This window comes from Citrobacter sp. ABFQG, assembly GCF_004322975.1.
Lineage (GTDB): Bacteria > Pseudomonadota > Gammaproteobacteria > Enterobacterales > Enterobacteriaceae > Citrobacter > Citrobacter freundii.
Genome location: NZ_CP036435.1, coordinates 4,563,921 through 4,589,042 on the forward strand (window position 1 = coordinate 4,563,921; position 25,122 = coordinate 4,589,042).

Consider the following 25,122-nt stretch of genomic DNA (forward strand, 5'->3'; position numbering starts at 1 on the left):
GTGTACGAACATTTTATTAAAATACTCCCTCGATGCATTCCGGACAAGAGCACCTCGCACAGATTGCTAAAGCAGCAATGGTTAAACTATGACGCGTTACCCGTTAAGATAGAGACTGACAGATATTCCGGAGCTCTCATGCCGTTAAGAAACACAGCCTTTCACCTTTTACGTCAGCTTTTTCAGCAACATACGGCTCGCTGGCAACATGAATTACCGGATCTGACCAAACCGCAGTATGCGGTGATGCGCGCCATTGCCGAGCATCCCGGCATTGAGCAGGTCGCCCTGACCGAAGCCGCAGTCTGTACCAAGGCAACGCTTGCGGAAATGCTGAGCCGGATGGAAAAACGGGAGTTGGTCAGACGTGAACACGACCCGGCGGATAAGCGTCGGCGGTTTGTTTATTTGACCGCGCAAGGAGAAGCATTACTGACCAGCGCAACCCCGTTAGGCGATAGCGTGGATGATGAGTTTCTGGGGCGATTATCTGATGAAGAACGTGAGCAGTTCATACGTCTGGTGCGTAAGATGATGAACTAATCTGCCGGATGGTGACATAAATGTCTTATCCGGCCTACAAAGTCCTGCTCCCCGTAGGCCTGATAAACGCAGTGCCATCAGGCAACAAACATAGAAAAAGGCCAGTCTCAATGAGACTGGCCTTTCTTGATAGAACTTGTGCTTACTCGCGGAACAGCGCTTCGATATTCAGTCCCTGAGTCTGCAGGATTTCACGCAGACGACGCAGACCTTCAACCTGAATCTGGCGAACACGTTCACGGGTGAGGCCAATTTCGCGGCCCACATCTTCCAGTGTCGCAGCTTCATACCCCAGCAGACCAAAGCGACGTGCCAGTACCTCACGCTGTTTGGCGTTCAGTTCGAACAGCCATTTGACGATGCTCTGTTTCATATCATCGTCTTGCGTGGTGTCTTCCGGGCCGTTTTCCTTTTCATCGGCCAGAATATCCAGCAACGCTTTTTCGGAATCGCCACCCAGCGGGGTGTCTACCGAGGTAATACGCTCGTTGAGTCGGAGCATACGGCTGACGTCATCAACCGGTTTGTCCAGTTGTTCAGCAATCTCTTCTGCGCTCGGTTCGTGGTCCAGTTTATGCGACAACTCACGCGCGGTACGCAGATAGACGTTCAGCTCTTTTACAATGTGAATTGGCAGTCGGATCGTACGGGTTTGGTTCATAATCGCCCGTTCGATCGTCTGGCGGATCCACCAGGTTGCGTATGTTGAGAAGCGGAACCCGCGTTCCGGGTCAAACTTCTCGACTGCACGGATCAGTCCCAGATTGCCCTCTTCAATCAGGTCCAGCAATGCCAGACCACGATTGCCATAACGACGAGCAATTTTCACCACCAGACGCAGGTTACTTTCAATCATGCGACGGCGGGATGCGACATCCCCACGCAGTGCGCGACGCGCAAAATAAACTTCTTCTTCGGCTGTTAACAGTGGTGAATAACCAATCTCACCAAGGTAAAGCTGAGTCGCGTCCAACACACGCTGTGTGGCCCCCTGCGATAACAGCTCTTCTTCAGCCAGGTCGTTATCACTGGGTTCCTCTTCACTCAAGGCTTTTTCATCAAAAGCCTCTACTCCGTTCTCATCAAATTCCGCATCTTCATTTAAATCATGAACTTTCAGCGTATTCTGACTCATAAAGGTGGCTCCTACCCGTGATCCCTAACGGAACTAGCACGTGAAAGCCTGGTTCCGCCGAATTATCGCTGCGGTAAATAACGCAGCGGGTTTACGGATTTCCCCTTGTAACGAATTTCAAAATGCAAGCGTGTTGAACTGGTTCCGGTACTACCCATGGTAGCTATTTTCTGCCCCGCCTTGATTTCTTGTTGTTCCCGGACCAGCATTGTATCGTTATGGGCGTAGGCACTCAGGTAATCATCGTTATGTTTGATGATAATAAGATTACCGTAACCACGCAGCGCGTTACCGGCATAGACGACGCGTCCATCTGCGGTCGCGACAATAGCCTGTCCCTTGCTGCCTGCAATGTCGATCCCTTTATTGCCACCTTCGGTAGCCGCAAAGTTTTCGATCACTTTGCCGTCGGTCGGCCAGCGCCAGGTAGAGATTGGCGAGCTGGTTGACGTTGAGCTTGCAGTTGATTCGGTTGCGCTAACTGCCGGAGCCGTTACAGGCGCTGTGACCACAGTCCCAGCAGGCTTGTTGTTCGGCAACATTTTATTAGCACTTTGTTCACCTGAATCCTCAGAATACGTAATTGTTGGTTTCGAAGCAACAGCAACGGTGGAATTTTGTGCAGGGTTGGTCACAACTCCTTGCTGTGCTGCATCCGCCTGGGTGATGGCATTTCCACCGGTAATCGGTGCGCCAGACGCATTGCCCACTTGCAGAGTTTGACCGACATTCAGGCCATACGGGGCCGGAACGTTATTGCGTTGTGCGAGATCACGGAAATCGTTCCCAGTAATCCAGGCAATATAGAAAAGGGTATCGCCTTTCTTAACAGTATAGGTACTGCCGCCCGTATAGCTACCTTTCGGAATGTTCCCATACTTACGGTTGTACACAATACGACCGTTTTCCATTTGCACAGGTTGTTCCGCAACAGGCTGGATCTGTGTTGACTGTGTGGTCGGACGCTGCACCGGCTGGATCTGCGGCGTTTGCTGTACTGTCGACGTCGAGCCCATTTTTGGTGGAGGCGTAATCAGCATACCGGAATTGGTGTTCGTTGATGCACCGCCATCAACGGAACTGACCGGTGCAGGTGGATTCGAGGTATTTGAACAACCTGCCAGCCATAATGAAACCAGTGACAATGCCGCAATACGGCGAACGGTAAATTTGTGGCTTCCCGCGCTCATTTATCCCCCAGGAAAATTTGGTTAAAACCAGTGACGTAATCACCGTGCAAGGCATCGGACTGGGCACTGGAAACGTGACCACGATACGCTTACTAATTCCAGAATATCCAGGAAAACTCCAGGTATTCTGAGCCTGTATCTACGCAAGCTCCCCTTTTACTAAGGGAACGAAGCGTACGGCCTCCACGGTATCGATAATAAATTCGCCTCCCCGACGACGCACCCGTTTCAGAAACTGGTGCTCGTCACCCACGGGTAAGACGAGAATGCCGCCTTCATCCAACTGCATCATCAATGCGGTTGGGATCTCAGGCGGCGCTGCCGTAACAATGATAGCGTCAAACGGGGCTCGCGCTTGCCAGCCTTGCCATCCATCACCATGACGGGTAGAAACATTATGTAAATCAAGCTGTTTAAGTCGACGACGCGCCTGCCACTGCAAACCTTTAATGCGCTCAACAGAGCACACATGGTGCACCAGGTGCGCCAGAATCGCCGTTTGGTAGCCAGAGCCGGTACCAATTTCCAGCACCCGGGACTGTGGCGTTAACTCCAGCAGCTCGGTCATCCGTGCAACCATATAGGGCTGCGAAATCGTCTGCCCCTGACCAATCGGCAGGGCAATATTGTCCCAGGCCTTATGTTCAAACGCCTCATCAATGAATTTTTCACGCGGCACGGCGGCAAGTGCATCGAGAACAAGCTCATCTCTGATGCCCTGCGCACGTAATTGTTCAAGAAGAGTGTGTACGCGTCTGCTTACCATTGCGTGTCGGCTCCCACGCTGTCTAACCAGTCAGAAACAACTTCATGCGCGCCGTATGCGGTTAAATCGACATGCAGCGGCGTGATGGAAACATAGCCTTCATCGACGGCGGCAAAATCAGTATCCGGTCCGGCGTCGCACTTTTCGCCCGGTGGCCCGATCCAGTACAGCGTATTACCGCGCGGGTCCTGCTGTGGTATCACCTGATCTGCAGGATGGCGACTACCGCAGCGGGTGACGCGGATACCTTTAATCTGATCCAGCGGTAAATCCGGCACGTTGATATTCAAAATGCGCCCGGTGCGCAGCGGTTCACGACTCAGCGCCCGTAAGATACGGCAGGTTACTGCGGCAGCAGTATCGTAGTGTTTATGCCCATCAAGTGAGACAGCCAGCGCAGGGAAGCCCAGATGACGACCTTCCATCGCTGCCGCAACGGTACCGGAATAGATAACATCATCGCCGAGATTAGGACCTGCGTTAATACCAGACACGACAATGTCCGGACGCGGACGCATTAATGCGTTAACGCCCAGATAGACGCAATCGGTAGGTGTACCCATTTGTACGGCGATATCACCGTTATCATAGGTGAACGTGCGAAGTGAGGATTCCAGCGTCAGCGAGTTGGACGCGCCACTGCGGTTACGATCCGGGGCAACCACCTGTACGTCAGCAAACTCACGCAGCGCATTCGCCAGCGTTTGTATACCGGGTGCGTGAACCCCATCATCGTTACTCAGCAATATACGCATAATCACCCATTGTGTTAATAAGTTCCCTTACAACACTGGTGGCGAAGCTACCTGCCGGTAGCCAGAAACGTAACTCAACGGTTACGTCATCCCACCAGTTCCAGCTTAATTGTTGTGGATACAGCAACATAGCGCGACGCGACGCGTCGACTTTCTCGCGCAATAACAGAGACTGCAGCGCGGTTTCATCAGCAACAGCGGCTTCTTCAAACGCCAGCGCGTCGCGTTGAGTTCCCCACTCACCGCTGCCCGGCAATGCCGCTGTAATCATCAACTCTTTCTCATCGACGCGACGCTGTAATTCAGTTTGTTCTTCCTGTGTGGCGACAAACCAGCTTCCGCGCCCCGATAATTGTAACGCATCGCCGTCAACAACTTGATTAAAGTCTGTTTTTTTCAGGCGTTCACTGACTATCTGATTAAACAACGCGCTACGGGCCGCCGACAACCAAAAACTGCGTTTATTGCGATCGCGCACCGGCGCATCGCTTTGCGCCCAGCGCAGCGCCCCTTGCAGGTTGCTGCCGCCGATACCAAAACGCTGAGCGCCAAAATAGTTCGGTACGCCGCGCTCGTTAATTGCCTGCAAACGCGCTTCAACATCATTTCGCTCGCTCACTTCACGCAACACCAGCGTAAATTCGTTGCCTTTCAGCGCCCCTAAACGCAGCTTACGCTTGTGGCGCGCGTACTCCAGCACTTTACAGCCTTCAAGCTCAAATTTGCTTAAATCAGGCATCGCATTGCCCGGCACACGCGCACACAGCCACTGTTCCGTGACCGCATGCTTGTCTTTCTGGCCAGCAAAGCTCACTTCGCGGGCATGAATTTTCAGGAATTTCGCCAGCGCGTCAGCCACAAAACGGGTGTTACAACCGTTTTTCAGGATACGCACCAAAATGTGCTCGCCTTCGCCATCGGGTTCGAAGCCTAAATCTTCGACGACGACAAAGTCTTCCGGATTCGCTTTCAGAACGCCATGGCCTTGTGGTTTGCCATGGAGATACGTCAGATCTTCAAACGCAGTCATTTCGTTGCCTTAATGAGTAACGCCACCGCTTCACAGGCAATCCCTTCCCCACGCCCGGTAAAACCGAGTTTTTCCGTGGTGGTCGCTTTCACGTTAACATCATCCATATGGCAGCCGAGGTCTTCGGCAATAAACACACGCATTTGTGGAATGTGCGGCAGCATCTTCGGCGCCTGAGCAATAATTGTCACATCCACATTACCAAGCGTATAGCCTTTGGCTTGAATACGCCGCCAGGCTTCACGCAATAATTCACGACTATCTGCACCTTTAAAGGCCGGGTCGGTGTCCGGGAATAGCTTACCGATATCCCCCAGCGCAGCCGCGCCCAGCAGAGCATCGGTTAACGCGTGCAACGCCACGTCACCATCAGAATGCGCCAGCAATCCTTTTTCATACGGGATGCGCACACCACCAATGATAATTGGGCCAACTCCTCCAAAAGCGTGTACGTCGAAACCGTGTCCAATTCGCATTATGCCTTCTCCTGATATACACAGCGTCCTCCAGGCAGCCTGAAGTATGATGTATCTAGATAGTTCGGGTCAGATAAAATTCCGCCAGCGCCAGATCTTCCGGGCGGGTGACTTTGATGTTGTCAGCACGTCCTTCGACCAGCTGCGGATGAAAGCCGCAATATTCCAGCGCCGAAGCTTCGTCTGTAATAGTTGCACCTTCGTTGAGTGCACGTGTCAGGCAATCGTGCAATAACTCGCGCGGGAAAAACTGCGGCGTCAACGCATGCCATAAATCGGTGCGATCGACCGTATGGGCGATGTCTGTTCGCCCCGGCTCCGCGCGTTTCATTGTGTCGCGTACCGGTGCGGCAAGGATCCCGCCGGTACGGCTGGACTCGCTGATTGCCAGCAAACGGGCCAAATCATCCTGGTGCAGGCACGGACGCGCGGCGTCATGCACCAGCACCCAACGGGCCTCCCCTGCGGCTTGCAAACCGGCAAGGACAGAATCGGCACGCTCGTTGCCGCCATCCACCACCGTAATTTGCGGGTGCGCAGCAAGTGGAAGTTGGGCAAAGCGACTGTCGCCTGGGCTGATAGCGATGACGACTCGCGTCACCCGGGGATGAGCCAGCAGCGCATCAACCGAGTGTTCAAGAATGGTTTTATTGCCAATAGAGAGGTACTGCTTAGGACACTCTGTTTGCATTCGGCGGCCAAACCCGGCAGCCGGCACCACGGCGCAAACGTCCAATAAAGTGGCTGCCATGTTAAATCCCTGGACGGTTTATCGATTGTTTTGCCCTGCAGTCTGAGCGCGTTTAGACGCGTCAGGCACCAGACGATAAAAGGTTTCGCCCGGCTTAGTCATACTGAGTTCGTTGCGCGCACGCTCCTCAATAGCCTCTTGTCCGCCATTGAGATCGTCAATTTCGGCAAAGAGCTGATCGTTACGCGCTTTAAGTTTCGCGTTTGTAGCTTGCTGCGCAGCAACATCATCGTTGACGCGACTATAGTCATGTATGCCGTTCTTACCGAACCACAGCGAATACTGCAGCCAGACTAATAAAGCCAGCAACAGCAGCGTTAGTTTACCCATCCTGCCCCCTGAAAAACGGCATTAATATCCCATAACTTCCGCAGACAACTTTACATCAACGGTCGGGAATGCCGCGACAACGCGGGCAAATGTACCACATTTGCCCGTTGTTACGTATACCCCGTGTAAGGAGAACATAATCTCATTGTTGGTTACGGTTTGAATTATGACCAGAGAGTGAACAACGTCGGCGATTGTTAAAAAAAGGCGTTTGCCTAACCCAATAACCATAAAAATAGTGCGCCAAACATCGCCCCAACCACCAGCAGGGTACAGGTAATGCTCAGCAGCAACCTCCCCTTCAATAGCGAGTGCAAGGCAATACCCGCGACAATCGCCACGGGCAGCAATGCGAGGAAAAAGGGCCAGGTATAAATGAAGAAAAACAGTGTATTAGGGCCATACATCAGACACGGGAATCCCAGCGCCAACAACCACGCGATAAAACCGACCACGGCCCCCGGTAGTGACCAGGTGGTTTCGTCGTCGGCGGCGAAGGTATCTGACTCTGTAATAGTAATGTTATGGCTGTTACGCATATCTAATCCTGTGACCGTGACTGACCGGGCATGTGAGCTCGGGTGTCTCAGGATCTGATAATATCTTCCTGCCTCAGCAGGTCTAATAATTGGGGTACCAAATTTGTTACCAATTGTTCACCATCAAGATGAATCTCTGGCGATTCAGGCGCTTCGTATACCGAATCAATTCCGGTGAAATTGCGTAACTCACCCGCCCGCGCTTTTTTATACAGCCCTTTTGGATCGCGTGCTTCACACGTTGCTAATGGCGTATCGACAAAAACTTCAATAAAACGCCCTTCGCCAACTCGCTCACGAACCATTTTGCGCTCAGCGCGATGCGGTGAGATAAAGGCGGTCAACACCACAAGCCCCGCATCCACCATCAGGTTAGCCACTTCACCAACCCGGCGAATATTCTCCTTACGATCGGCATCACTAAATCCAAGATCGCTGCACAAGCCGTGACGCACGTTATCGCCATCCAAGAGATAAGTACTCACCCCCAGCTTATGCAACGCTTCTTCAAGCGCCCCTGCTACCGTGGATTTACCGGAACCAGACAACCCGGTAAACCACAGTACAACACCACGATGACCGTGGCGTTGTTCCCGCTGTTGCGGTGTAACAGGATGGGCATGCCAGACGACGTTTTCGTCATGCAGCGCCATTATTTTCCTCCCAGCAGATCGCGCGCACCCCAGTGTGGGAAGTGGCGACGCACCAGTGCATTAAGCTCCAGCTCAAACGCGCTGAACTGAGAAGCCGCGGCGTGCTCCTGAACAAGTGGCTCACGCACCAGTCCCGCGCCAACGGTAACGTTGGTCAGGCGGTCAATAATTATCAGCCCGCCCGTCACCGGGTTCTGCTGATAGGTATCCAGCACCAGCGGCTCATCAAAGGTCAGATTAACCAGACCGATGCCGTTCAGCGGTAGCGCTTCAACGTCACGTTGGGTCAGGTTGTTTATATCGACCTGATATTGCACGCTATCAACGCGTGCGCGGGTCTTCTTGCCTGCGACTTTGATGTCGTAGCTTTGTCCAGGCGACAGCGGTTGTTCCGCCATCCAAACCACATCAATGGCAGCGCTTTGAACCGCCGGCAACGCCTCACCGGCATCAAGTAACAGGTCGCCCCGGCTGATATCGATCTCATCTTTCAGCACCAGGGTGATCGCTTCACCTGCATGCGCTTCCTGTAAATCGCCATCAAAGGTCACGATCCGCGCTACGCTGGACTCAACGCCGGACGGCAGCACTTTGACGCGCTGCCCGACCTTCACGCTACCGGAGGCCAGCGTTCCGGCATAACCACGAAAATCCAGATTCGGTCGGTTCACATACTGCACCGGGAAGCGCATCGGCTGAGTATCAATACTGCGCTGGATCTCAACGGTTTCCAGCACTTCCAGCAGCGTCGGACCGCTGTACCACGGCATACTGGCGCTTTGCGAAGCCACGTTATCGCCTTCCAGCGCAGAGAGCGGCACAAACCGGATATCCAGGTTGCCCGGAAGTTGTTCAGCAAAAGTAAGATAGTCTTCGCGAATGCGATTAAATGTCTCTTCGCTAAAGTCCACCAGATCCATTTTGTTGATCGCCACCACCAGGTGTTTGATCCCAAGCAGCGTGGAGATAAAGCTGTGACGACGAGTCTGATCCAGCACACCTTTACGCGCATCGATCAATAGGATCGCCAGGTCGCAGGTCGACGCACCGGTCGCCATGTTACGGGTGTACTGTTCATGCCCGGGAGTGTCCGCAATAATAAATTTGCGCTTCTCGGTAGAGAAATAACGGTAAGCCACGTCGATGGTGATGCCCTGCTCGCGCTCGGCCTGCAAGCCGTCAACCAATAACGCCAGATCAAGCTTTTCGCCCTGAGTGCCGTGACGTTTACTGTCATTGTGCAGCGATGAAAGCTGGTCTTCATAAATCTGACGCGTGTCATGCAGCAAGCGACCAATCAGGGTGCTTTTCCCGTCATCCACGCTACCGCAGGTTAAAAAGCGCAGCAGACTTTTGTGTTGCTGGGCAACCATCCAGGCTTCAACGCCGCCTTCATTAGCAATTTGTTGTGCAAGTGTCGTATTCATGGCGGCTCCTTAGAAATACCCCTGACGTTTCTTCAGCTCCATGGAGCCCGCCTGGTCGCGGTCAATCACGCGGCCCTGACGTTCACTGGTGGTTGAGACCAGCATTTCTTCGATAATTTCCGGCAGCGTCTGCGCATTCGACTCCACCGCGCCTGTCAGTGGCCAGCAACCGAGCGTACGGAAACGTACCATGCGTTTTTTAATCACTTCCCCGGGTTGCAGATCGATTCTGTCGTCATCAATCATCATCAACATGCCATCGCGTTCAAGCACCGGACGCTCCGCCGCCAGGTACAGTGGCACGATGTCGATATTTTCCAGCCAGATGTACTGCCAGATATCCTGTTCGGTCCAGTTGGAGAGCGGGAAGACGCGAATACTTTCGCCTTTGTTAATTTGTCCGTTGTAGTTGTGCCACAGCTCCGGGCGCTGATTTTTAGGATCCCAGCGATGAAAACGATCGCGGAAAGAGTAAATACGCTCTTTGGCACGTGATTTCTCTTCGTCACGACGAGCACCGCCAAACGCGGCATCAAAACCGTATTTATTGAGCGCCTGCTTCAGCCCTTCGGTTTTCATAATGTCGGTATGCTTGGCGCTGCCGTGGACGAACGGGTTGATGCCCATCGCCACCCCTTCCGGGTTTTTATGCACCAGCAGTTCGCAGCCGTAGGCTTTCGCCGTACGGTCACGAAACTCGTACATTTCGCTGAATTTCCAGCCGGTATCAACGTGCAGTAATGGGAACGGCAGCGTGCCTGGATAAAACGCTTTACGCGCCAGATGCAGCATTACGCTGGAATCTTTGCCGATGGAATACATCATCACCGGATTAGAAAACTCGGCGGCCACCTCACGAATGATATGGATGCTTTCCGCTTCCAGTTGCCGCAGGTGGGTAAGTCGTTTTTGATCCATAACCGTTCCTATGTAATGCCGTTATTTTGCTAACGATGCTCAGATAACCTGACTATAGGGAGGGCAAGAGGGCGAATGAAATTACGAATTGGAATGAGTAGTTCCTCAAAGGAATAACGATCCGGAAAAGCAAATATCAAAAAGTGCTTAAGCTACCGGATTTCGGGCATTTAGGAGCAAATGAAATTGTTTTACCTCGATCACAGTTTCATACTAGCGGCTGAAAATTTCTGCTTGGTATTTAAGGACTCATTATGTTTTCCGCAACGCGCCACCTTATTGCTGCCATGGCGCTCGGCGCGTGTTTTATCCTTCCTGCACAGGCAACATCCTCCAAACCTGGCGATATCGCAAATACCCAGGCTCGATATATCGCAACGTTTTTCCCGGGCCGCGTGACGGGATCTCCGGCTGAAATGTTATCTGCTGATTATATACGTCAGCAATTTCAGCAGATGGGCTACAGCAGTGATATTCGGACGTTTAATAGCCGTTATGTTTATACCGCCAAAGATAACCGTAAAAACTGGCATAACGTAACGGGAAGCACCGTTATTGCAGCACATGAAGGCAAAGCGCCGCAGCAGATTATTATTATGGCGCACCTCGACACCTACGCCGCACAAAGCGATGCCGATTCAGATGCCAATCTGGGTGGATTAACCCTGCAAGGGATCGACGACAACGCTGCAGGTGTTGGCGTGATGCTGGAACTGGCGGAAAAACTCAAAGACGTGCCGACGCAGTACGGCATCCGATTTATCGCCACCAGCGGCGAGGAAGAAGGCAAACTGGGCGCGGAGAACATCCTGAAGCGAATGAGCGCCGCCGAGAAGAAAAACACGCTGCTGGTTATCAACCTCGATAACCTGATTGTCGGTGATAAGCTCTATTTCAACAGCGGTAAGAAAACCCCGGAAGCGGTGCGAAAACTGACGCGCGACCGGGCACTGGCTATCGCGCATAGTCGCGGCATTGTAGCCAGCACCAATCCAGGCCTGAACAAAGACTATCCGAAGGGAACAGGATGTTGTAACGATGCGGAGGTCTTCGACGACGCGGGTATTGCTGTGCTCTCCGTTGAAGCGACCAACTGGAACCTGGGCAAGAAAGATGGCTACCAACAGCGCGCCAAAAGCGCCTCGTTCCCGTCTGGCAACAGCTGGCATGATGTGCGACTGGATAACCAGCAGCATATCGATAAAGCCTTACCGGGCCGGATAGAGCGCCGTAGCCGCGACGTAGTACGCATTATGCTGCCGCTGGTAAAAGAACTGGCGAAAGCAGGTAAATCCTGAAGAAGAAGCCCGGTAATAAGTAAACGTTACCGGGCTTTTAACAGTTAGCCTTCGTGCAGCCCGCACTCTCTTTTCAGCCCAAAAAACCGCGTCTCTTCTTCCGCCATTCCCGGCTCCCATTTGCGGGTGGTATGGGTATCGCCGACTGACAGATAGCCCTGATCCCACAGTGGATGGTACTTCAGACCATGCTTTTGCAGATACTGGTAAACCGTACGGTTGTCCCAGTCGATGATCGGCAGAACTTTAAACACACCACGCTGAATAGCCAGCACCGGTAAATGCGCACGACTGCCCGATTGCTCACGGCGCAGACCGGCAAACCAGGTCTGCGCGTTCAGCTCCAGCAATGCCCGGTTCATCGGTTCGACTTTGTTGATGTCATTGTATTTTTCAATGCCCTCAACGCCCTGCTCCCACAGTTTGCCATAGCGCGCTTCCTGCCAGGCCGCACTTTCCTTCGCCCGGTAGACTTGCAGATTAAGCTTGAGCTTGTCCGTTAACTCGTCAATAAACTGGTAGGTTTCCGGGAACAGATAACCGGTATCGGTGAGGATCACTGGGATATCCGGGCGAACCTGATTTACCAGGTGCAGGCTCACTGCCGCCTGAATACCAAAACTTGATGACAGTACATATTCGCCAGGCAGGTTTTCCAGCGCCCACGCCACGCGATCCTCGGCGCTCAATTTTTCCAATTGGTCGTTGGTTTGCGCCAACGCCATAACGCGTTCAACTTTCGGCAGTTCGTTCAACGCGTTGAGATCGAGTTTGGACATAAGTTCCTCACTGTTTGCCTTGCCTGATGGCGCTGCGCTTATCAGGTCTGCCGATTCAGCAGACCCGATAAGTCAATTTCACATTATTCCCAGAAATCCCGGGCAGGATCGAGCACCGGGCGAATAATGCCCGCACGCACCGTAAAGTCACCGAAGCCTTCACCCGCTTCGCGCTCTTTCGCCCAGCGCCCAATCAGTTCATCCAGCGATGCCAGAATTTCCGGCTCGGTGATGTTCTCTTTAAACATCCGGGGAATGCGAGTTCCAATACGGTTGCCCCCTAAATGGAGGTTGTAACGTCCGGGCGCTTTCCCCACCAGACCAACTTCCGCCAGCATCGCGCGGCCGCAACCGTTCGGGCAGCCAGTCACACGCATGACAATATTTTCATCACTCAGGCTGTGCTTCGCCATCAGCGTGTCGATGTTGTCGATAAACGTTGGCAGGAAGCGCTCGGCCTCAGCCATCGCCAGCGGGCAGGTTGGGAACGACACGCAGGCCATCGAGTTTTCACGCTGCGGAGTGACCGCATTCATTAAGCCACTCTTCTGCGCAATCTTCTCGATCTTCGCCTTTTCACTCTCAGGAACACCTGCAATGATCAGGTTCTGGTTCGCGGTAATACGGAACTCACCTTTGTGGATCTTCGCGATCTCAAGCAGACCGGTTTTCAACGGACGGCCCGGATAATCCAGGATACGGCCGTTTTCAATAAACAGCGTCAGATGCCATTTATTGTCGATCCCTTTCACCCAGCCGATACGATCGCCGCGACCGGTGAACTCGTACGGGCGGATGGGCTCAAACTTGATCCCCGCGCGGCGCTCAACTTCAGCTTTAAAGGTCTCAACGCCTACGCGTTCCAGCGTGTATTTGGTTTTGGCGTTTTTACGATCGGTACGGTTACCCCAGTCACGCTGAGTCGTCACCACCGCTTCCGCCACGGCCAGTGTATGCTCAAGCGGCAGATAACCAAATTCGCTTGCCGTCCGGGCGTAAGTTTTCTTATTGCCATGCTCAATGGACAAACCGCCGCCCACCAGCAGGTTAAAGCCCACCAGCTTGCCGTTTTCCGCAATCGCCACGAAGTTCATGTCGTTGGCATGCAGATCGATGTCGTTCTGCGGTGGGATCACCACCGTGGTTTTAAACTTACGCGGCAGATAGGTTTGACCGAGGATCGGCTCCTCGTCGGTGGTCGCAACTTTTTCCTGATCAAGCCAGATCTCTGCATAGGCGCGGGTGCGCGGCAGCAGATGTTCGGAGATCTTTTTCGCCCACTCGTAGGCTTCGGCGTGCAGCTCAGATTCATACGGGTTGGAGGTGCACAGCACGTTACGGTTCATATCGTTGGCGGTCGCCAGTGCGTCCAGGCCGACGGAGTGCAGCATCTGATGTACCGGTTTAACGTTCTTCTTCAGAATACCGTGAAACTGGAAGGTCTGACGGTTGGTCAGACGAATGCTGCCGTAAATAGTGTTGTCATGGGCGAACTTGTCGATCGCCTGCCACTGTTTGGTGGTGATCACTCCACCCGGCAGACGACAGCGCAGCAGCATCGCGTGACGCGGCTCCAGCTTTTGCTCGGCACGTTCGGCGCGAATATCGCGGTCGTCCTGCTGGTACATACCGTGAAAACGGATCAGCAGGAAGTTGTCGCCTTTAAACCCGCCGGTCAGGCCGTCGTTTAAATCTTCGGCAATGGTACCGCGCAGATAGTTGCTTTCCAGCTTCATACGCTCAGCGTCGGACAGTTTGCCTTCGACCACCAATGGTCCTGGATGTTTTTCGCTCATTAGTAGACATCTCGCTGATAACGGCGCTCAATGCGCAGCTCACTTAAAAATTCATCCGCCGCTTCGATATCCATACCACCGAATTCGGCAATCACTTCCAACAACGCCTGCTCAACGTCTTTCGCCATACGATTGGCATCGCCGCAGACATAAATGTGGGCACCGTCGTTAATCCAGCGCCACAGTTCCGCGCCCTGTTGGCGCAGTTTATCTTGTACGTAGACTTTTTCTTTTTGATCGCGGGACCAGGCGAGATCGATACGGCTCAGTACGCCCTCTTTGACGTAACGCTGCCATTCCACCTGATACAGGAAATCTTCGGTAAAGTGCGGGTTACCGAAAAACAGCCAGTTTTTGCCTTCGGCTCCATCAGCCGCACGCTGCTGCATGAAGGCACGGAACGGTGCAATTCCCGTACCCGGGCCAATCATAATTACCGGCGTCTGCGGGTTTGACGGCAGGCGGAAATTGTCGTTGTGTTCAATGAACACGCGAACTTCACCTTCTTCTTCCACGCGGTCGGCGAGGAAACTGGAAGCACCACCAGCACGGGCGCGACCTTCTATCTCATAACGCACCACGCCCACGGTGACGTGCACTTCGCTTTCCACTTCCGCCTGAGAAGAGGCAATGGAGTACAAACGCGGCGTCAACGGACGCAGAAGATCAACTAACGCCTGAGCATCCAATTGCGCCGGGGAAAAGCGCACCATATCGACGATGGGCGTGGTGGCGGCATAATGCTGCAACTGTGCTTTGTCACCCACTAACGGCAGCAATGTTTCGCTGCGGGTTAAGGTGGCATAGTTCTCCACGATATTGCCGGTATTCACCGTCAGCTCGAAATGCCACTGCAACGCTTCAGCGAGCGACAATGTTTTGCCTTCAACCGTCACCGGTTCATCACCTTTCAGCCACAGCAGTTCAACCAGCTCTTTGACCAGCGCCGGGTCGTTCTGATACCACACGCCCAGCGCGTCGCCCGGCTGATAGCGCAGACCGGAATCGCCAAGGTCGATTTCGATATGGCGGACATCTTTTTCCGAATTACGGCCGGTAATTTTCTGGTTTACCGACAAGGATGCTGTCAGCGGCGCTTCTTTGGTATAGGGGCTGGAGTGAATCTCGTTCACCGCGCCGCCCGCCACGGCCTGCACCGATGGCGCCGCCGGCGCGCGGGCTTTCAGTACCTCGACCAGACGCGCGCGCCACTGCGCGGCGGCGGCCTGGTATTCCACGTCGGCATCGACGCGGTCGAGCAGACGTTCACCGCCCAGCTCGGCCAGTTTCGCATCGAAGTCTTTTCCTGACTGACAGAAAAACTCATAGGAGGTGTCGCCAAGGCCAAACACGGCAAAAGCGGTGTTATCGAGCTTTGGCGCTTTTTTCGAGAACAGGAATTTATGCAACGCCACGGCTTCTTCCGCCGGTTCACCTTCCCCTTGCGTCGACGCCACCACGATCAGCAGTTTTTCATTGGCGATTTGTTTGAATTTATAGTCGCCAGCGTTGATCAGAGTGACGTTGAGCTTCGCGGCGATCAGATCATCGCGCAGGGCTTCCGCCACACGACGCGCATTACCGGTTTGCGAGGCGGAGATAAGCGTAATGCCTGGCATTTCAGCGACAGGCGCAAGCGCCGCTGCATTGCTACCAGGCTGCTGATTCAGCGCGCCCCAAAAATAGCCAGAAACCCACGCAAGCTGTGCGGGAGTGAAATCGGTCGTGGCTGCCTGAAGGCGTGCCAGTTGCTCCGGGTTTAGCGGTAGCAGAGCGGAAGGTGGGGCCTGTGTCGTCATGCGTTGTCATGTTCCAGTAAGCAAAGCGGATTTCAGCAATAAAACCCAAACTGAAGATAAGGTTAACGGCGGGGATAGTAACAATTAAAGAAGGGATAGAAATAACAAATAACCAAATGGACTAACCTGTTTTAGTTATAGTCATTAACGACAAAAACGATTTAATAACCATATGATATATAAATAGTTATCAAACATTAACAGCGTAAATATGACGTTCTGATGCTTAGCGCCCTTTTAACTAATGATAAAAATTGTGCTTTACGGTACCCTACGGCGGTTTTTCGCATTCTTGAGAGTAAATAATGTCCACCACCTTGTTTAAAGATTTCACCTTCGAAGCCGCTCACCGCCTGCCGCACGTACCGGAAGGGCATAAGTGTGGCCGCCTGCATGGTCACTCATTTATGGTGCGTCTTGAAATTACCGGTGAAGTCGATCCGCATACCGGTTGGATCATGGATTTTGCTGAGTTAAAAGCCGCGTTTAAGCCGACTTACGACAGACTCGATCACTACTATTTGAACGATATTCCTGGCTTAGAAAATCCAACCAGTGAAGTGCTGGCCAAATGGATTTGGGATCAGATTAAACCTGTGGTCCCTCTGCTAAGTGCTGTAATGGTGAAAGAAACCTGCACAGCAGGCTGCGTGTACCGCGGCGAGTGATTGTAGGCTTGCCGGATGGCAATGCGTCTTATCCGGCCTGCAACAAGCAACAAACTCTGGCCGGGTAAGCGAAACGCTCCCGGCACAGTTATCAGGCAATATTCAGATATTTATGGGTTTGCATCGACAGACGCCAGTTTCGCGCAATACAGGTATCAATACACAAACGCGTCGCATCTTCTTTCTGGCTGATTGGCTGTAAGGCGATGATTCGTGGTTTGTCGTCGCTCAACGTCGCCAGCAGTTCATCCAGCGCTTCAATATCGCGAACGCGACCAACCGGATGTTTGATTTCATTCGCGCGCTCCAGCGCCTGCGACAGCACATCATAACCGCCACGCATATTTACCTTCGGCGATACGGTCACCCAGGTATTCGGCGTACAGCGTACTTCGTGGGTACCACTGGTTTCAATCTGGCAGCTAAAGCCGTTCTTTTCCAGCAGGTCAGTCAGCGGCATCAGGTCATGAATGCAGGGCTCGCCGCCGGTGATCACCACGTGACGGGCGGTATACCCCTGACGCGAAATGACTGCCAGCAGATCCTCACTGCTCGCCGCCCCCCATTTGTCGCTTTCTTTGGTCTTGGCCAGGATGCTGTACAGGGAGACTTCCCGATCCTCAAGCTTATCCCAGGTGTGTTTGGTATCGCACCAGGCACAGCCAACCGGGCATCCCTGTAAACGAATAAAAATGGCGGGGACGCCGGTAAAGTAACCCTCACCTTGCAGGGTCTGGAACATCTCGTTAATCGGGTACTGCATAGCGCTCTCAATATGGGGATAAACGATAATTATCGCAGATCCCCGCCAAAGTATCATGCCCCATCGATGCTTTACGAGGCGATCGCCGCGACAAAGCGTGCCGTTATCTGCTGCGGACGCGTGATTGCGCCACCAACCACCACGGTATGGGCACCTAATTCCAGGCATCGTGCGGCACGTTCCGGAGTATCGACGTTTCCTTCTGCCACGACAGGTACGCTGACCGCCGCCAATACCTCACGTAAAAAACCGCAGTCGTTTTCCGCCAGCACATGCCCGGCAGTGTCAGCGGTATAGCCGTAGAGCGTGGTGCCCACGCAGTCAAAACCCAGACGCTCAGCTGTCACCGCCTCGTCTATGGTGGCGATATCCGCCATCAGCAGCACAGACGGGTAGCGAGCGCGGATTTGCATAACTAATTCTTCCAGCGTTTGTCCACCTGGGCGCGGGCGCGCTGTCGCATCCAGAGCAATAATCTCCGGCTCAACGGTCATTAGCTCATCCACTTCCTGGAGCGTGGCCGTGATAAACACATCGCTACCCGGATAATCACGCTTGATAATCCCAATCACCGGCAGGGAGACGCTCTCTTTGATCGCGCGAATATCCACCACGCTGTTCGCACGAATACCTACCGCACCACCCTGCGCTGCCGCCAGTGCCATACGCGACATAATAAACGGACTGTGCAGGGGCTCATTTTCCAGCGCCTGGCAGGAGACGATTAATTTACCTTTCAGGGAATCCAGTACAGTTTTCATTACGATAAGATCTCTTCGACTTCGTTTTTGATGATGGTGACATGCGGGCCATAAATCACCTGAACCCCGTTGCCGCGAATAATTACGCCACGCGCTCCGGTCGCTTTCAGCGCCACTTCATCGACCTTGCTACTCTCTTTTACCGTCACGCGCAGACGTGTGGCGCAACAGTCCACCTCTTCCAGATTCTCTTTACCTCCCAGTCCGGCAATCACGGCCGCAGCACGCTCACTTTGCGGCAGGCCGGATTCAGTCGGTGCTGCGTTTTCACGACCAGGCGTCAACCAGTTAAAGCGGTTAATCAAATAGCGGAAGGTGAAGTAGTAAATGAAGAACCACGGGATCCCCACCATAGGGACGTACATCCAGTTGGTTTTAGCTTCCCCCTGTAGCACACCGAAGAGGAGGAAATCGATAAGCCCACCCGAAAAGGTTTGCCCGATGGTGATATGTAAAATATGCGCCATCATAAACGCCAGACCATCGAAGAAGGCGTGAATGACGTATAACACAGGTGCGACAAACAGGAAGGAGAACTCGATAGGCTCAGTGATCCCCGTCAGGAAAGAGGTCAGGGCCGCAGACAACAGCAGTCCGGCGACAAGCTTTCTGTTCTCTGGTTTGGCAGTATGGTACATCGCAAGACATGCGCCAAGCAGGCCAAACATCATGGTGATAAAGCGCCCGGACATAAAGCGCGAGGTGCCCGCATAGAACTGCTGCGTATTCGGATCGGCAAGTTGCGCGAAGAAAATACGCTGCGTGCCTTCAACCAACTGGCCGTTGACGATTTCACTCCCGCCAAGCGCTGTGGTCCAGAACGGTAAATAAAAGATATGGTGTAACCCCAGTGGGCCAAGCATACGCAGGATGAAGCCGTACAACAGCGTACCCAGATAACCGGTCGCATCCACCAGACCACCCAGTCCAAAAATGAGTTTCTGGAAATGCGGCCAAACCACCGTCATGACCGCACCCACTACAATCGCGGCAAGGGAGCTAATAATCGGCACAAAGCGCGAACCGCTGAAGAAACCAAGGAACTGAGGCAGCGAGACTTTATTGAAACGGCTATGCAGCGCGCAGGTGACAAGTCCAATCACCACCCCACCAAATACGCCTGTTTCCAGCGTCTGAATACCCAGCGTCATCCCCTGGCCTACGGCACCGGGATTCTCGTGCGCCAGCGTTCCGTTGAGTGTCAATAAAGCGTTGATGGTGGCGTTCATCACCAGAAATGCCAGCAATGCAGCAAGCCCGGCGGTGCCTTTGTCCGTTTTCGCCAATCCTACTGCCACACCCACCGCAAAAAGCACCGACAGGTTGGCAAACACAATAGAACCTGCGCTGGTCATGATCGTGAAGATTGCCTGTAACCAGTCAACGTCCAAAAACGGATACGCCGTCAATGTGTTTGGATTCGACAGCGCACCGCCAATCCCTAGCAACAGCCCCGCAGCGGGCAGTACCGCAATCGGCAGCATGAACGATTTGCCGAACCGCTGTGCCTTTTCAAACCAAGCGCCCGATGAGGCGCCGCTAAACATTTGCATCATTTTTTCATCTCCCCGATTAATGATGAAAATTTTTACCATATTTACTTTTATAAATGAAAATTATCATCAAAAACCAGGAAGCCGATCATACTTTTTTAAAATGACTGGCATCTCTCCCCTGCTTTCCGCCACACTATCAGCAGAGAAACGCATTAAGGATTTTGCATGTCAGAAAATGAAAACCTGCTGCTGAGATTGCGCCAGGGCGTTGACGGATATAGCCGAACACAGCAGAAGCTGGGAGAGTTTGTGCTTAGTGATCCGGCAAAAGTTGTCTACCTGACGATTACCGAACTGGCGCGTGAAAGCGACACCAGCGAGGCGAGCGTCACACGTCTGTGCCGCACGCTTGGGTGTAAGGGTTATAACGAATTCAAAATGGCGCTGGCACTCGATCTCCAGCAAGGGCTGCCGGTAGAGCACAGCGGGGATGAAATTGACAATGTGGTCAATGAATCCGTGCAAGCGCTGCAGGACACAGCAAAGTTACTCGACAGGACATTACTGGAATCCGCCGCTCTGGCGCTACATCAGGCTCAGTCGGTACAGATTTATGGCGTAGCGGCCAGCGCTATTCTGGGGGAGTATTTACATTACAAACTCCTGCGCCTCGGCAAACCCGCGCAACTGTTCAGCGACATGCACCGCGCAGCCATGAATGCCACTACGCTTAGCAAAAATACGCTCGTGGTAGCGATCTCCAGTTCAGGCTCCACGCGCGATCTGCTGCATGTCGTGAAACTGGCGCGTAAGCAAGGCGTGCGCGTACTGGCGCTGAGTAATACGCCGCGCAGTCCGCTGGCTTCGCTGAGCGATATTCAACTGGTCGCAGCCAAACCAGAAGGTCCGTTGAGTGCTGGTGCGCTAAACGCCAAGGTGGGTGTGATGCTGTTGGTAGAACTTCTCACCACGTCGCTGATTGCGCTGGATGAAAAGTATAGTGATGTGAGCCAGCAAACCGCCAGCGCAACACTTCCTCTACTGCTTTAAAAGCATAAAAAAACCCGCCGCAGCGGGTTTTTACGTTAAGAGTTAAAGAACAGGATTACGCCTGACCTTTGATCTCTTTACGACCGTTGTACGGTGCTTGTTCACCCAGAGCTTCTTCGATACGAATCAGCTGGTTGTACTTAGCAACGCGGTCAGAACGGCTCATAGAACCAGTTTTGATCTGGCCTGCAGCGGTACCAACAGCCAGGTCAGCGATGGTAGCATCTTCAGTTTCGCCAGAACGGTGAGAGATGACAGCGGTGTAGCCAGCATCTTTCGCCATTTTGATCGCAGCCAGAGTTTCGGTCAGAGAACCGATCTGGTTGAATTTGATCAGGATGGAGTTAACGATGCCTTTTTCGATGCCTTCTTTCAGGATCTTGGTGTTGGTTACGAACAGATCGTCACCAACCAGCTGGATTTTGTCGCCCAGTACTTTAGTCTGGTATGCGAAACCGTCCCAGTCAGACTCGTCCAGACCATCTTCGATGGACACGATCGGGTACTGTTTGGTCAGTTCTTCCAGGAAGTGAGTGAATTCTTCGGAGGTGAATGCTTTGTTGCCTTCGCCAGCCAGGACGTATTTACCGTCTTTGTAGAATTCAGAAGCTGCACAGTCCATCGCCAGAGTGATGTCTTTGCCCAGCTCGTAGCCAGCTGCTTTAACCGCTTCAGCGATTACAGCCAGAGCTTCAGCGTTGGAACCCAGGTTCGGCGCGTAGCCGCCTTCGTCACCAACTGCAGTGTTCATACCTTTAGCTTTCAGAACTTTAGCCAGGTTGTGGAACACTTCAGAACCCATACGAACGGCTTCTTTCAGAGTCTTAGCGCCAACCGGCTGAATCATGAATTCCTGGATGTCGACGTTGTTGTCAGCGTGCTCACCACCGTTGATGATGTTCATCATCGGAACCGGCATGGAGTATTTACCCGGAGTACCGTTCAGTTCAGCGATGTGTGCATACAGCGGCAGGCCTTTAGCAGCAGCTGCTGCTTTGGCGTTCGCCAGGGACACAGCCAGGATGGCGTTTGCACCGAAGTTGGATTTGTTTTCAGTACCGTCCAGATCGATCATGATCTTGTCGATGCCAGCCTGATCTTTAGCATCTTTACCCAGCAGAGCCTGAGCAATTGGGCCGTTAACAGCTGCAACAGCTTTCAGTACGCCTTTACCCATGAAACGGGATTTGTCGCCATCGCGCAGTTCCAGTGCTTCGCGGGAACCAGTAGAAGCACCTGACGGAGCTGCTGCCATACCAACGAAACCACCTTCCAGGTGTACTTCGGCTTCAACAGTCGGGTTACCACGGGAGTCGATGATTTCACGACCGATGATTTTAACGATTTTGGACATTAGATTTTCCTCAGTACAAGTTAAACTAAAACTCCAGACAAACAATGCACCCTGATGGGTGCATTGCCGTTCTAACTTATTTACTTCTTACTTCGCCTGACGCTTCTGATGTTCACTGGCGGCTTTCACAAAGCCGGCAAACAGCGGGTGCCCATCACGTGGCGTGGAAGTAAATTCCGGGTGGAACTGACAGGCCACGAACCACGGATGATTCGGTACCTCAATGATCTCGACCAACTGATCATCACCGGAACGGCCTGCAATACGCAGACCCGCAGCTTCAATCTGTTTCAACAGCATATTGTTGACTTCGTAACGGTGGCGGTGGCGTTCAACAATTGTCGGCGCGCCGTACAGTTGACGAACCAGGCTATCGTCGCTCAACTGACACTGCTGCGCACCAAGACGCATAGTGCCGCCCAGATCGCTCTTCTCGGTACGGACTTCGACGTTGCCGTCTTCATCGCGCCATTCGGTAATCAGGGCCACCACCGGGTACTTACAGTCTGGCACAAATTCCGTGGAGTTGGCGTTGTCCATACCCACTACGTTACGTGCAAACTCAATCAACGCAACCTGCATACCCAGGCAAATGCCCAGATAAGGAATATTGTTCTCACGCGCAAAGCGCGCCGTCGCGATTTTACCTTCAACACCACGGTAGCCGAAGCCGCCAGGGATCAGGATTGCATCAAGACCTTTCAGGATCTCAACGCCACGCGTTTCGACATCTTGTGAATCGATCAGCTTGATATTGACGGTGACACGATTCTTCAGACCGCCATGCTTCAGCGCTTCGATAACTGATTTATAGGCATCCGGCAGTTCAATGTACTTGCCGACCATACCGATAGTCACTTCGCCTGCCGGATTCGCTTCTTCGTAGATAACCTGTTCCCATTCTGACAGATTAGCTTCCGGACAGTTCAAGCTGAATCGTTTACAAATATAATCGTCAAGGCCCTGAGATTTCAACAGGCCCGGGATTTTATAGATGGAATCGACATCTTTCAGAGAAATCACCGCTTTTTCCGGAACGTTACAGAACAATGCAATTTTTGCACGTTCATTAGCCGGAACTGCGCGATCGGAGCGGCAAATCAGGATATCTGGCTGAATACCGATAGAAAGCAGCTCTTTTACAGAGTGCTGAGTCGGTTTAGTTTTGACTTCACCTGCCGCTGCCATGTACGGAACCAGCGTCAGATGCATAAACAGCGTGTGCTCGCGACCAATTTCTACGGCCATCTGGCGAATCGCTTCAAGGAACGGCAGAGATTCGATATCCCCAACGGTTCCGCCGATTTCAACCAGAACAACATCATGACCTTCACCGCCTTCCAGAACACGCTCTTTAATGGCATTCGTGATGTGCGGGATAACCTGAACGGTCGCGCCCAGGTAGTCGCCACGGCGTTCTTTACGCAGAACGTCGGAGTAGATACGACCCGTAGTGAAGTTGTTGCGGCGGCTCATTTTGGTACGAATGAAGCGCTCATAGTGACCCAGGTCCAGGTCGGTTTCAGCGCCGTCTTCGGTAACGAACACTTCCCCGTGTTGGATTGGGCTCATAGTACCTGGATCGACGTTGATGTACGGATCCAGTTTCATCATGGTTACATTGAGGCCACGGGCTTCAAGAATGGCTGCCAGGGAGGCTGCGGCAATGCCTTTTCCCAGAGAGGATACGACCCCGCCGGTCACAAAAATATAGTTCGTTGTCATGCTGGACCTGAGAAGTTAGGGTGAAACGATGGAATTATCAAGACGGGAAAGTAGTATACCCGAACATGACGAGCGCCACAAACTTTCATTATTCCTCCTCTTCACCAGGCTCACATTAACATCGGGAGTGAGAAAATAGCCCCTTTGGGGTAAATGTTTTTGACGTAAATCAAGCGCTTGTTATTTAAAAAATCACACAAATCGCTCTTGACCGACGAAATCCCTTAGAGATCAATTTCCTGCCGTTTTACCTGTTGCCAGACTTCTTCCATAGTTTCCAGATCAACACCAGTCATTTCCAGACCGCGAGCAGCCACAATTCGCTCAACCTCACGAAAACGTCGCTCAAATTTCTCGTTCGCTTTTTGCAATGCGGTCTCTGCTTTAGTGCCTAAATGCCGGGCCATATTGACCGTGGCAAACAGCAGATCGCCCATTTCCTCCTCCAGTTTAGCCTGGTCGACAACAGCCTGCTTCGCCTCAAACATGACTTCGTCGATCTCTTCGTAAACCTTGTCGACAACCGGTCCTAATGTTTTCCAGTCGAAGCCAACATTTGAGCAGCGTTTCTGGATTTTTTGGGCGCGCATTAATGCCGGTAAACTACGGGGAATATCGTCGAGCGCGGAATGCTGTGCCTTCTCAGCACGTTCTTCGGTTTTGATTTGCTCCCAACGGGTAAGCACCTCGGTGCTGTTACTGGCAGAAACATCAGCAAAAACATGCGGGTGGCGGCGTTCAAGCTTATCGCTTATCGCAGCGCAAATATCATCAAAGTTGAAGCGTCCTTCTTCCTGAGCCATCTGGGCGTAAAACACCACCTGGAACAGCAGATCCCCCAACTCTCCACGCAGGTCGTCGAAGTCTTCTCGCGCAATCGCGTCTAGCACTTCATAAGTTTCTTCGAGGGTATAAGGAGCAATAGTGGCGAATGTCTGCTCTTTGTCCCACGGACAGCCGTTCTCCGGGTCGCGCAGGCGCTGCATAATACCGAGCAGTCGGTCGATTTGATTCATTGGAATATCCTGAAATTTCAATACGGTAGGCCGGATAAGGCGACATCAGGCAACATAGCAATGCCTGATGGCAACGCTAACGCGTCTTATCAGGCCTACAAGGT

Annotated in this window: 25 protein-coding genes; 4 read left to right on the forward strand and 21 right to left on the reverse strand. The window is 52.8% G+C overall.

Going from position 1 to position 25,122, the window contains the following annotated elements; all coding sequences use genetic code 11:
- Window positions 1-138 precede the first annotated feature (138 nt).
- Entirely contained in the window at window positions 139-543 is a 405-nt protein-coding gene (locus WN16_RS22390; RefSeq protein ID WP_003034194.1) for a MarR family transcriptional regulator, read from the forward strand.
- A gap of 142 nt (window positions 544-685) precedes the next feature.
- Here WN16_RS22390 and rpoS read toward each other — a convergent pair whose 3' ends face one another.
- From rpoS to cysD, 12 genes are all read right to left on the reverse strand, one after another.
- A complete protein-coding gene (gene rpoS, locus WN16_RS22395) occupies window positions 686-1,678 on the reverse strand; it encodes an RNA polymerase sigma factor RpoS (protein ID WP_000081498.1) in 993 nt (330 codons plus the stop codon).
- A gap of 62 nt (window positions 1,679-1,740) precedes the next feature.
- Complete coding sequence (gene nlpD, locus WN16_RS22400) at window positions 1,741-2,823, reverse strand: murein hydrolase activator NlpD (RefSeq protein ID WP_223232897.1); 1,083 nt, start codon at window positions 2,821-2,823, stop codon at window positions 1,741-1,743.
- Window positions 2,824-3,007: 184 nt separating this feature from the next.
- Entirely contained in the window at window positions 3,008-3,634 is a 627-nt protein-coding gene (locus WN16_RS22405) for a protein-L-isoaspartate(D-aspartate) O-methyltransferase (RefSeq protein WP_003034172.1), read from the reverse strand.
- Window positions 3,628-4,389 carry a 5'/3'-nucleotidase SurE gene (gene surE / locus WN16_RS22410; RefSeq protein WP_044699730.1) on the reverse strand — a complete coding sequence of 254 codons (762 nt, stop codon included), beginning with the start codon at window positions 4,387-4,389 and terminating at the stop codon, window positions 3,628-3,630. The genes WN16_RS22405 and surE overlap by 7 nt, the downstream gene beginning before the upstream one ends.
- Window positions 4,370-5,419 (reverse strand): tRNA pseudouridine(13) synthase TruD, encoded by a 1,050-nt coding sequence (truD, locus tag WN16_RS22415; protein WP_003840327.1) that lies wholly within the window; start codon window positions 5,417-5,419, stop codon window positions 4,370-4,372. Before truD ends, surE begins: the two co-directional genes overlap by 20 nt.
- A complete protein-coding gene (ispF, locus tag WN16_RS22420) occupies window positions 5,416-5,895 on the reverse strand; it encodes a 2-C-methyl-D-erythritol 2,4-cyclodiphosphate synthase (RefSeq protein WP_003034167.1) in 480 nt (159 codons plus the stop codon). The genes truD and ispF overlap by 4 nt, the downstream gene beginning before the upstream one ends.
- A 55-nt stretch (window positions 5,896-5,950) precedes the next feature.
- Window positions 5,951-6,646, reverse strand: a complete 696-nt coding sequence (ispD, locus tag WN16_RS22425) for a 2-C-methyl-D-erythritol 4-phosphate cytidylyltransferase (protein WP_003840328.1) — start codon at window positions 6,644-6,646, stop codon at window positions 5,951-5,953.
- 18 nt (window positions 6,647-6,664) lie between these two features.
- Entirely contained in the window at window positions 6,665-6,976 is a 312-nt protein-coding gene (gene ftsB, locus WN16_RS22430) for a cell division protein FtsB (protein ID WP_003034163.1), read from the reverse strand.
- A 215-nt stretch (window positions 6,977-7,191) separates the two neighbouring features.
- Complete coding sequence (locus WN16_RS22435) at window positions 7,192-7,515, reverse strand: DUF3561 family protein (protein ID WP_003034160.1); 324 nt, start codon at window positions 7,513-7,515, stop codon at window positions 7,192-7,194.
- 47 nt (window positions 7,516-7,562) lie between these two features.
- The gene (cysC, locus tag WN16_RS22440) at window positions 7,563-8,168 is read right to left on the reverse strand and encodes an adenylyl-sulfate kinase (RefSeq protein ID WP_003034157.1); all 606 of its coding nucleotides are present in this window, start codon (window positions 8,166-8,168) and stop codon (window positions 7,563-7,565) included.
- Window positions 8,168-9,595 carry a sulfate adenylyltransferase subunit CysN gene (gene cysN / locus WN16_RS22445; protein ID WP_003840331.1) on the reverse strand — a complete coding sequence of 476 codons (1,428 nt, stop codon included), beginning with the start codon at window positions 9,593-9,595 and terminating at the stop codon, window positions 8,168-8,170. The genes cysC and cysN overlap by 1 nt, the downstream gene beginning before the upstream one ends.
- Before the next feature lie 9 nt (window positions 9,596-9,604).
- Window positions 9,605-10,513 carry a sulfate adenylyltransferase subunit CysD gene (gene cysD / locus WN16_RS22450; protein WP_003034152.1) on the reverse strand — a complete coding sequence of 303 codons (909 nt, stop codon included), beginning with the start codon at window positions 10,511-10,513 and terminating at the stop codon, window positions 9,605-9,607.
- Window positions 10,514-10,767: 254 nt separating this feature from the next.
- On the opposite strand from cysD, the gene WN16_RS22455 reads away from it, so the two are divergent.
- Window positions 10,768-11,811 (forward strand): aminopeptidase, encoded by a 1,044-nt coding sequence (locus WN16_RS22455; RefSeq protein ID WP_032938348.1) that lies wholly within the window; start codon window positions 10,768-10,770, stop codon window positions 11,809-11,811.
- Window positions 11,812-11,855: 44 nt separating this feature from the next.
- On the opposite strand, the gene cysH is transcribed toward WN16_RS22455, so the two are convergent.
- From cysH to cysJ, 3 genes are all read right to left on the reverse strand, one after another.
- The gene (gene cysH, locus WN16_RS22460) at window positions 11,856-12,590 is read right to left on the reverse strand and encodes a phosphoadenosine phosphosulfate reductase (RefSeq protein ID WP_032938355.1); all 735 of its coding nucleotides are present in this window, start codon (window positions 12,588-12,590) and stop codon (window positions 11,856-11,858) included.
- An 83-nt stretch (window positions 12,591-12,673) separates the two neighbouring features.
- The gene (gene cysI / locus WN16_RS22470; protein WP_003034148.1) at window positions 12,674-14,386 is read right to left on the reverse strand and encodes an assimilatory sulfite reductase (NADPH) hemoprotein subunit; all 1,713 of its coding nucleotides are present in this window, start codon (window positions 14,384-14,386) and stop codon (window positions 12,674-12,676) included.
- Entirely contained in the window at window positions 14,386-16,185 is a 1,800-nt protein-coding gene (cysJ, locus tag WN16_RS22475; protein ID WP_044699734.1) for an NADPH-dependent assimilatory sulfite reductase flavoprotein subunit, read from the reverse strand. The genes cysI and cysJ overlap by 1 nt, the downstream gene beginning before the upstream one ends.
- A gap of 305 nt (window positions 16,186-16,490) precedes the next feature.
- On the opposite strand from cysJ, the gene queD reads away from it, so the two are divergent.
- Window positions 16,491-16,853, forward strand: coding sequence for a 6-carboxytetrahydropterin synthase QueD (queD, locus tag WN16_RS22480; protein ID WP_003034142.1), 363 nt, complete (start codon window positions 16,491-16,493; stop codon window positions 16,851-16,853).
- Window positions 16,854-16,944: 91 nt separating this feature from the next.
- On the opposite strand, the gene queE is transcribed toward queD, so the two are convergent.
- From queE to WN16_RS22495, 3 genes are all read right to left on the reverse strand, one after another.
- Window positions 16,945-17,616: a 7-carboxy-7-deazaguanine synthase QueE gene (queE, locus tag WN16_RS22485; RefSeq protein WP_003034139.1), complete on the reverse strand. Its 672-nt coding sequence runs from the start codon at window positions 17,614-17,616 to the stop codon at window positions 16,945-16,947.
- 71 nt (window positions 17,617-17,687) lie between these two features.
- Complete coding sequence (locus tag WN16_RS22490) at window positions 17,688-18,377, reverse strand: N-acetylmannosamine-6-phosphate 2-epimerase (protein ID WP_003846548.1); 690 nt, start codon at window positions 18,375-18,377, stop codon at window positions 17,688-17,690.
- Window positions 18,377-19,933 (reverse strand): maltose/glucose-specific PTS transporter subunit IIC, encoded by a 1,557-nt coding sequence (locus WN16_RS22495; protein WP_044699796.1) that lies wholly within the window; start codon window positions 19,931-19,933, stop codon window positions 18,377-18,379. The genes WN16_RS22490 and WN16_RS22495 overlap by 1 nt, the downstream gene beginning before the upstream one ends.
- A gap of 165 nt (window positions 19,934-20,098) precedes the next feature.
- Between WN16_RS22495 and WN16_RS22500 the strand changes: the two genes are divergently transcribed.
- Complete coding sequence (locus tag WN16_RS22500) at window positions 20,099-20,923, forward strand: MurR/RpiR family transcriptional regulator (RefSeq protein WP_044699736.1); 825 nt, start codon at window positions 20,099-20,101, stop codon at window positions 20,921-20,923.
- 55 nt (window positions 20,924-20,978) lie between these two features.
- Here the strand turns inward: WN16_RS22500 and eno are convergent, their stop codons facing one another.
- From eno to mazG, 3 genes are all read right to left on the reverse strand, one after another.
- Window positions 20,979-22,277: a phosphopyruvate hydratase gene (gene eno, locus WN16_RS22505; RefSeq protein WP_003034129.1), complete on the reverse strand. Its 1,299-nt coding sequence runs from the start codon at window positions 22,275-22,277 to the stop codon at window positions 20,979-20,981.
- Window positions 22,278-22,364: 87 nt separating this feature from the next.
- Window positions 22,365-24,002, reverse strand: a complete 1,638-nt coding sequence (pyrG, locus tag WN16_RS22510) for a CTP synthase (glutamine hydrolyzing) (RefSeq protein WP_003034127.1) — start codon at window positions 24,000-24,002, stop codon at window positions 22,365-22,367.
- Window positions 24,003-24,226: 224 nt separating this feature from the next.
- On the reverse strand, window positions 24,227-25,018 hold the full coding sequence (gene mazG / locus WN16_RS22515; protein ID WP_003840346.1) for a nucleoside triphosphate pyrophosphohydrolase: 792 nt from the start codon (window positions 25,016-25,018) through the stop codon (window positions 24,227-24,229).
- Between the last annotated feature and the right edge of the window lie 104 nt (window positions 25,019-25,122).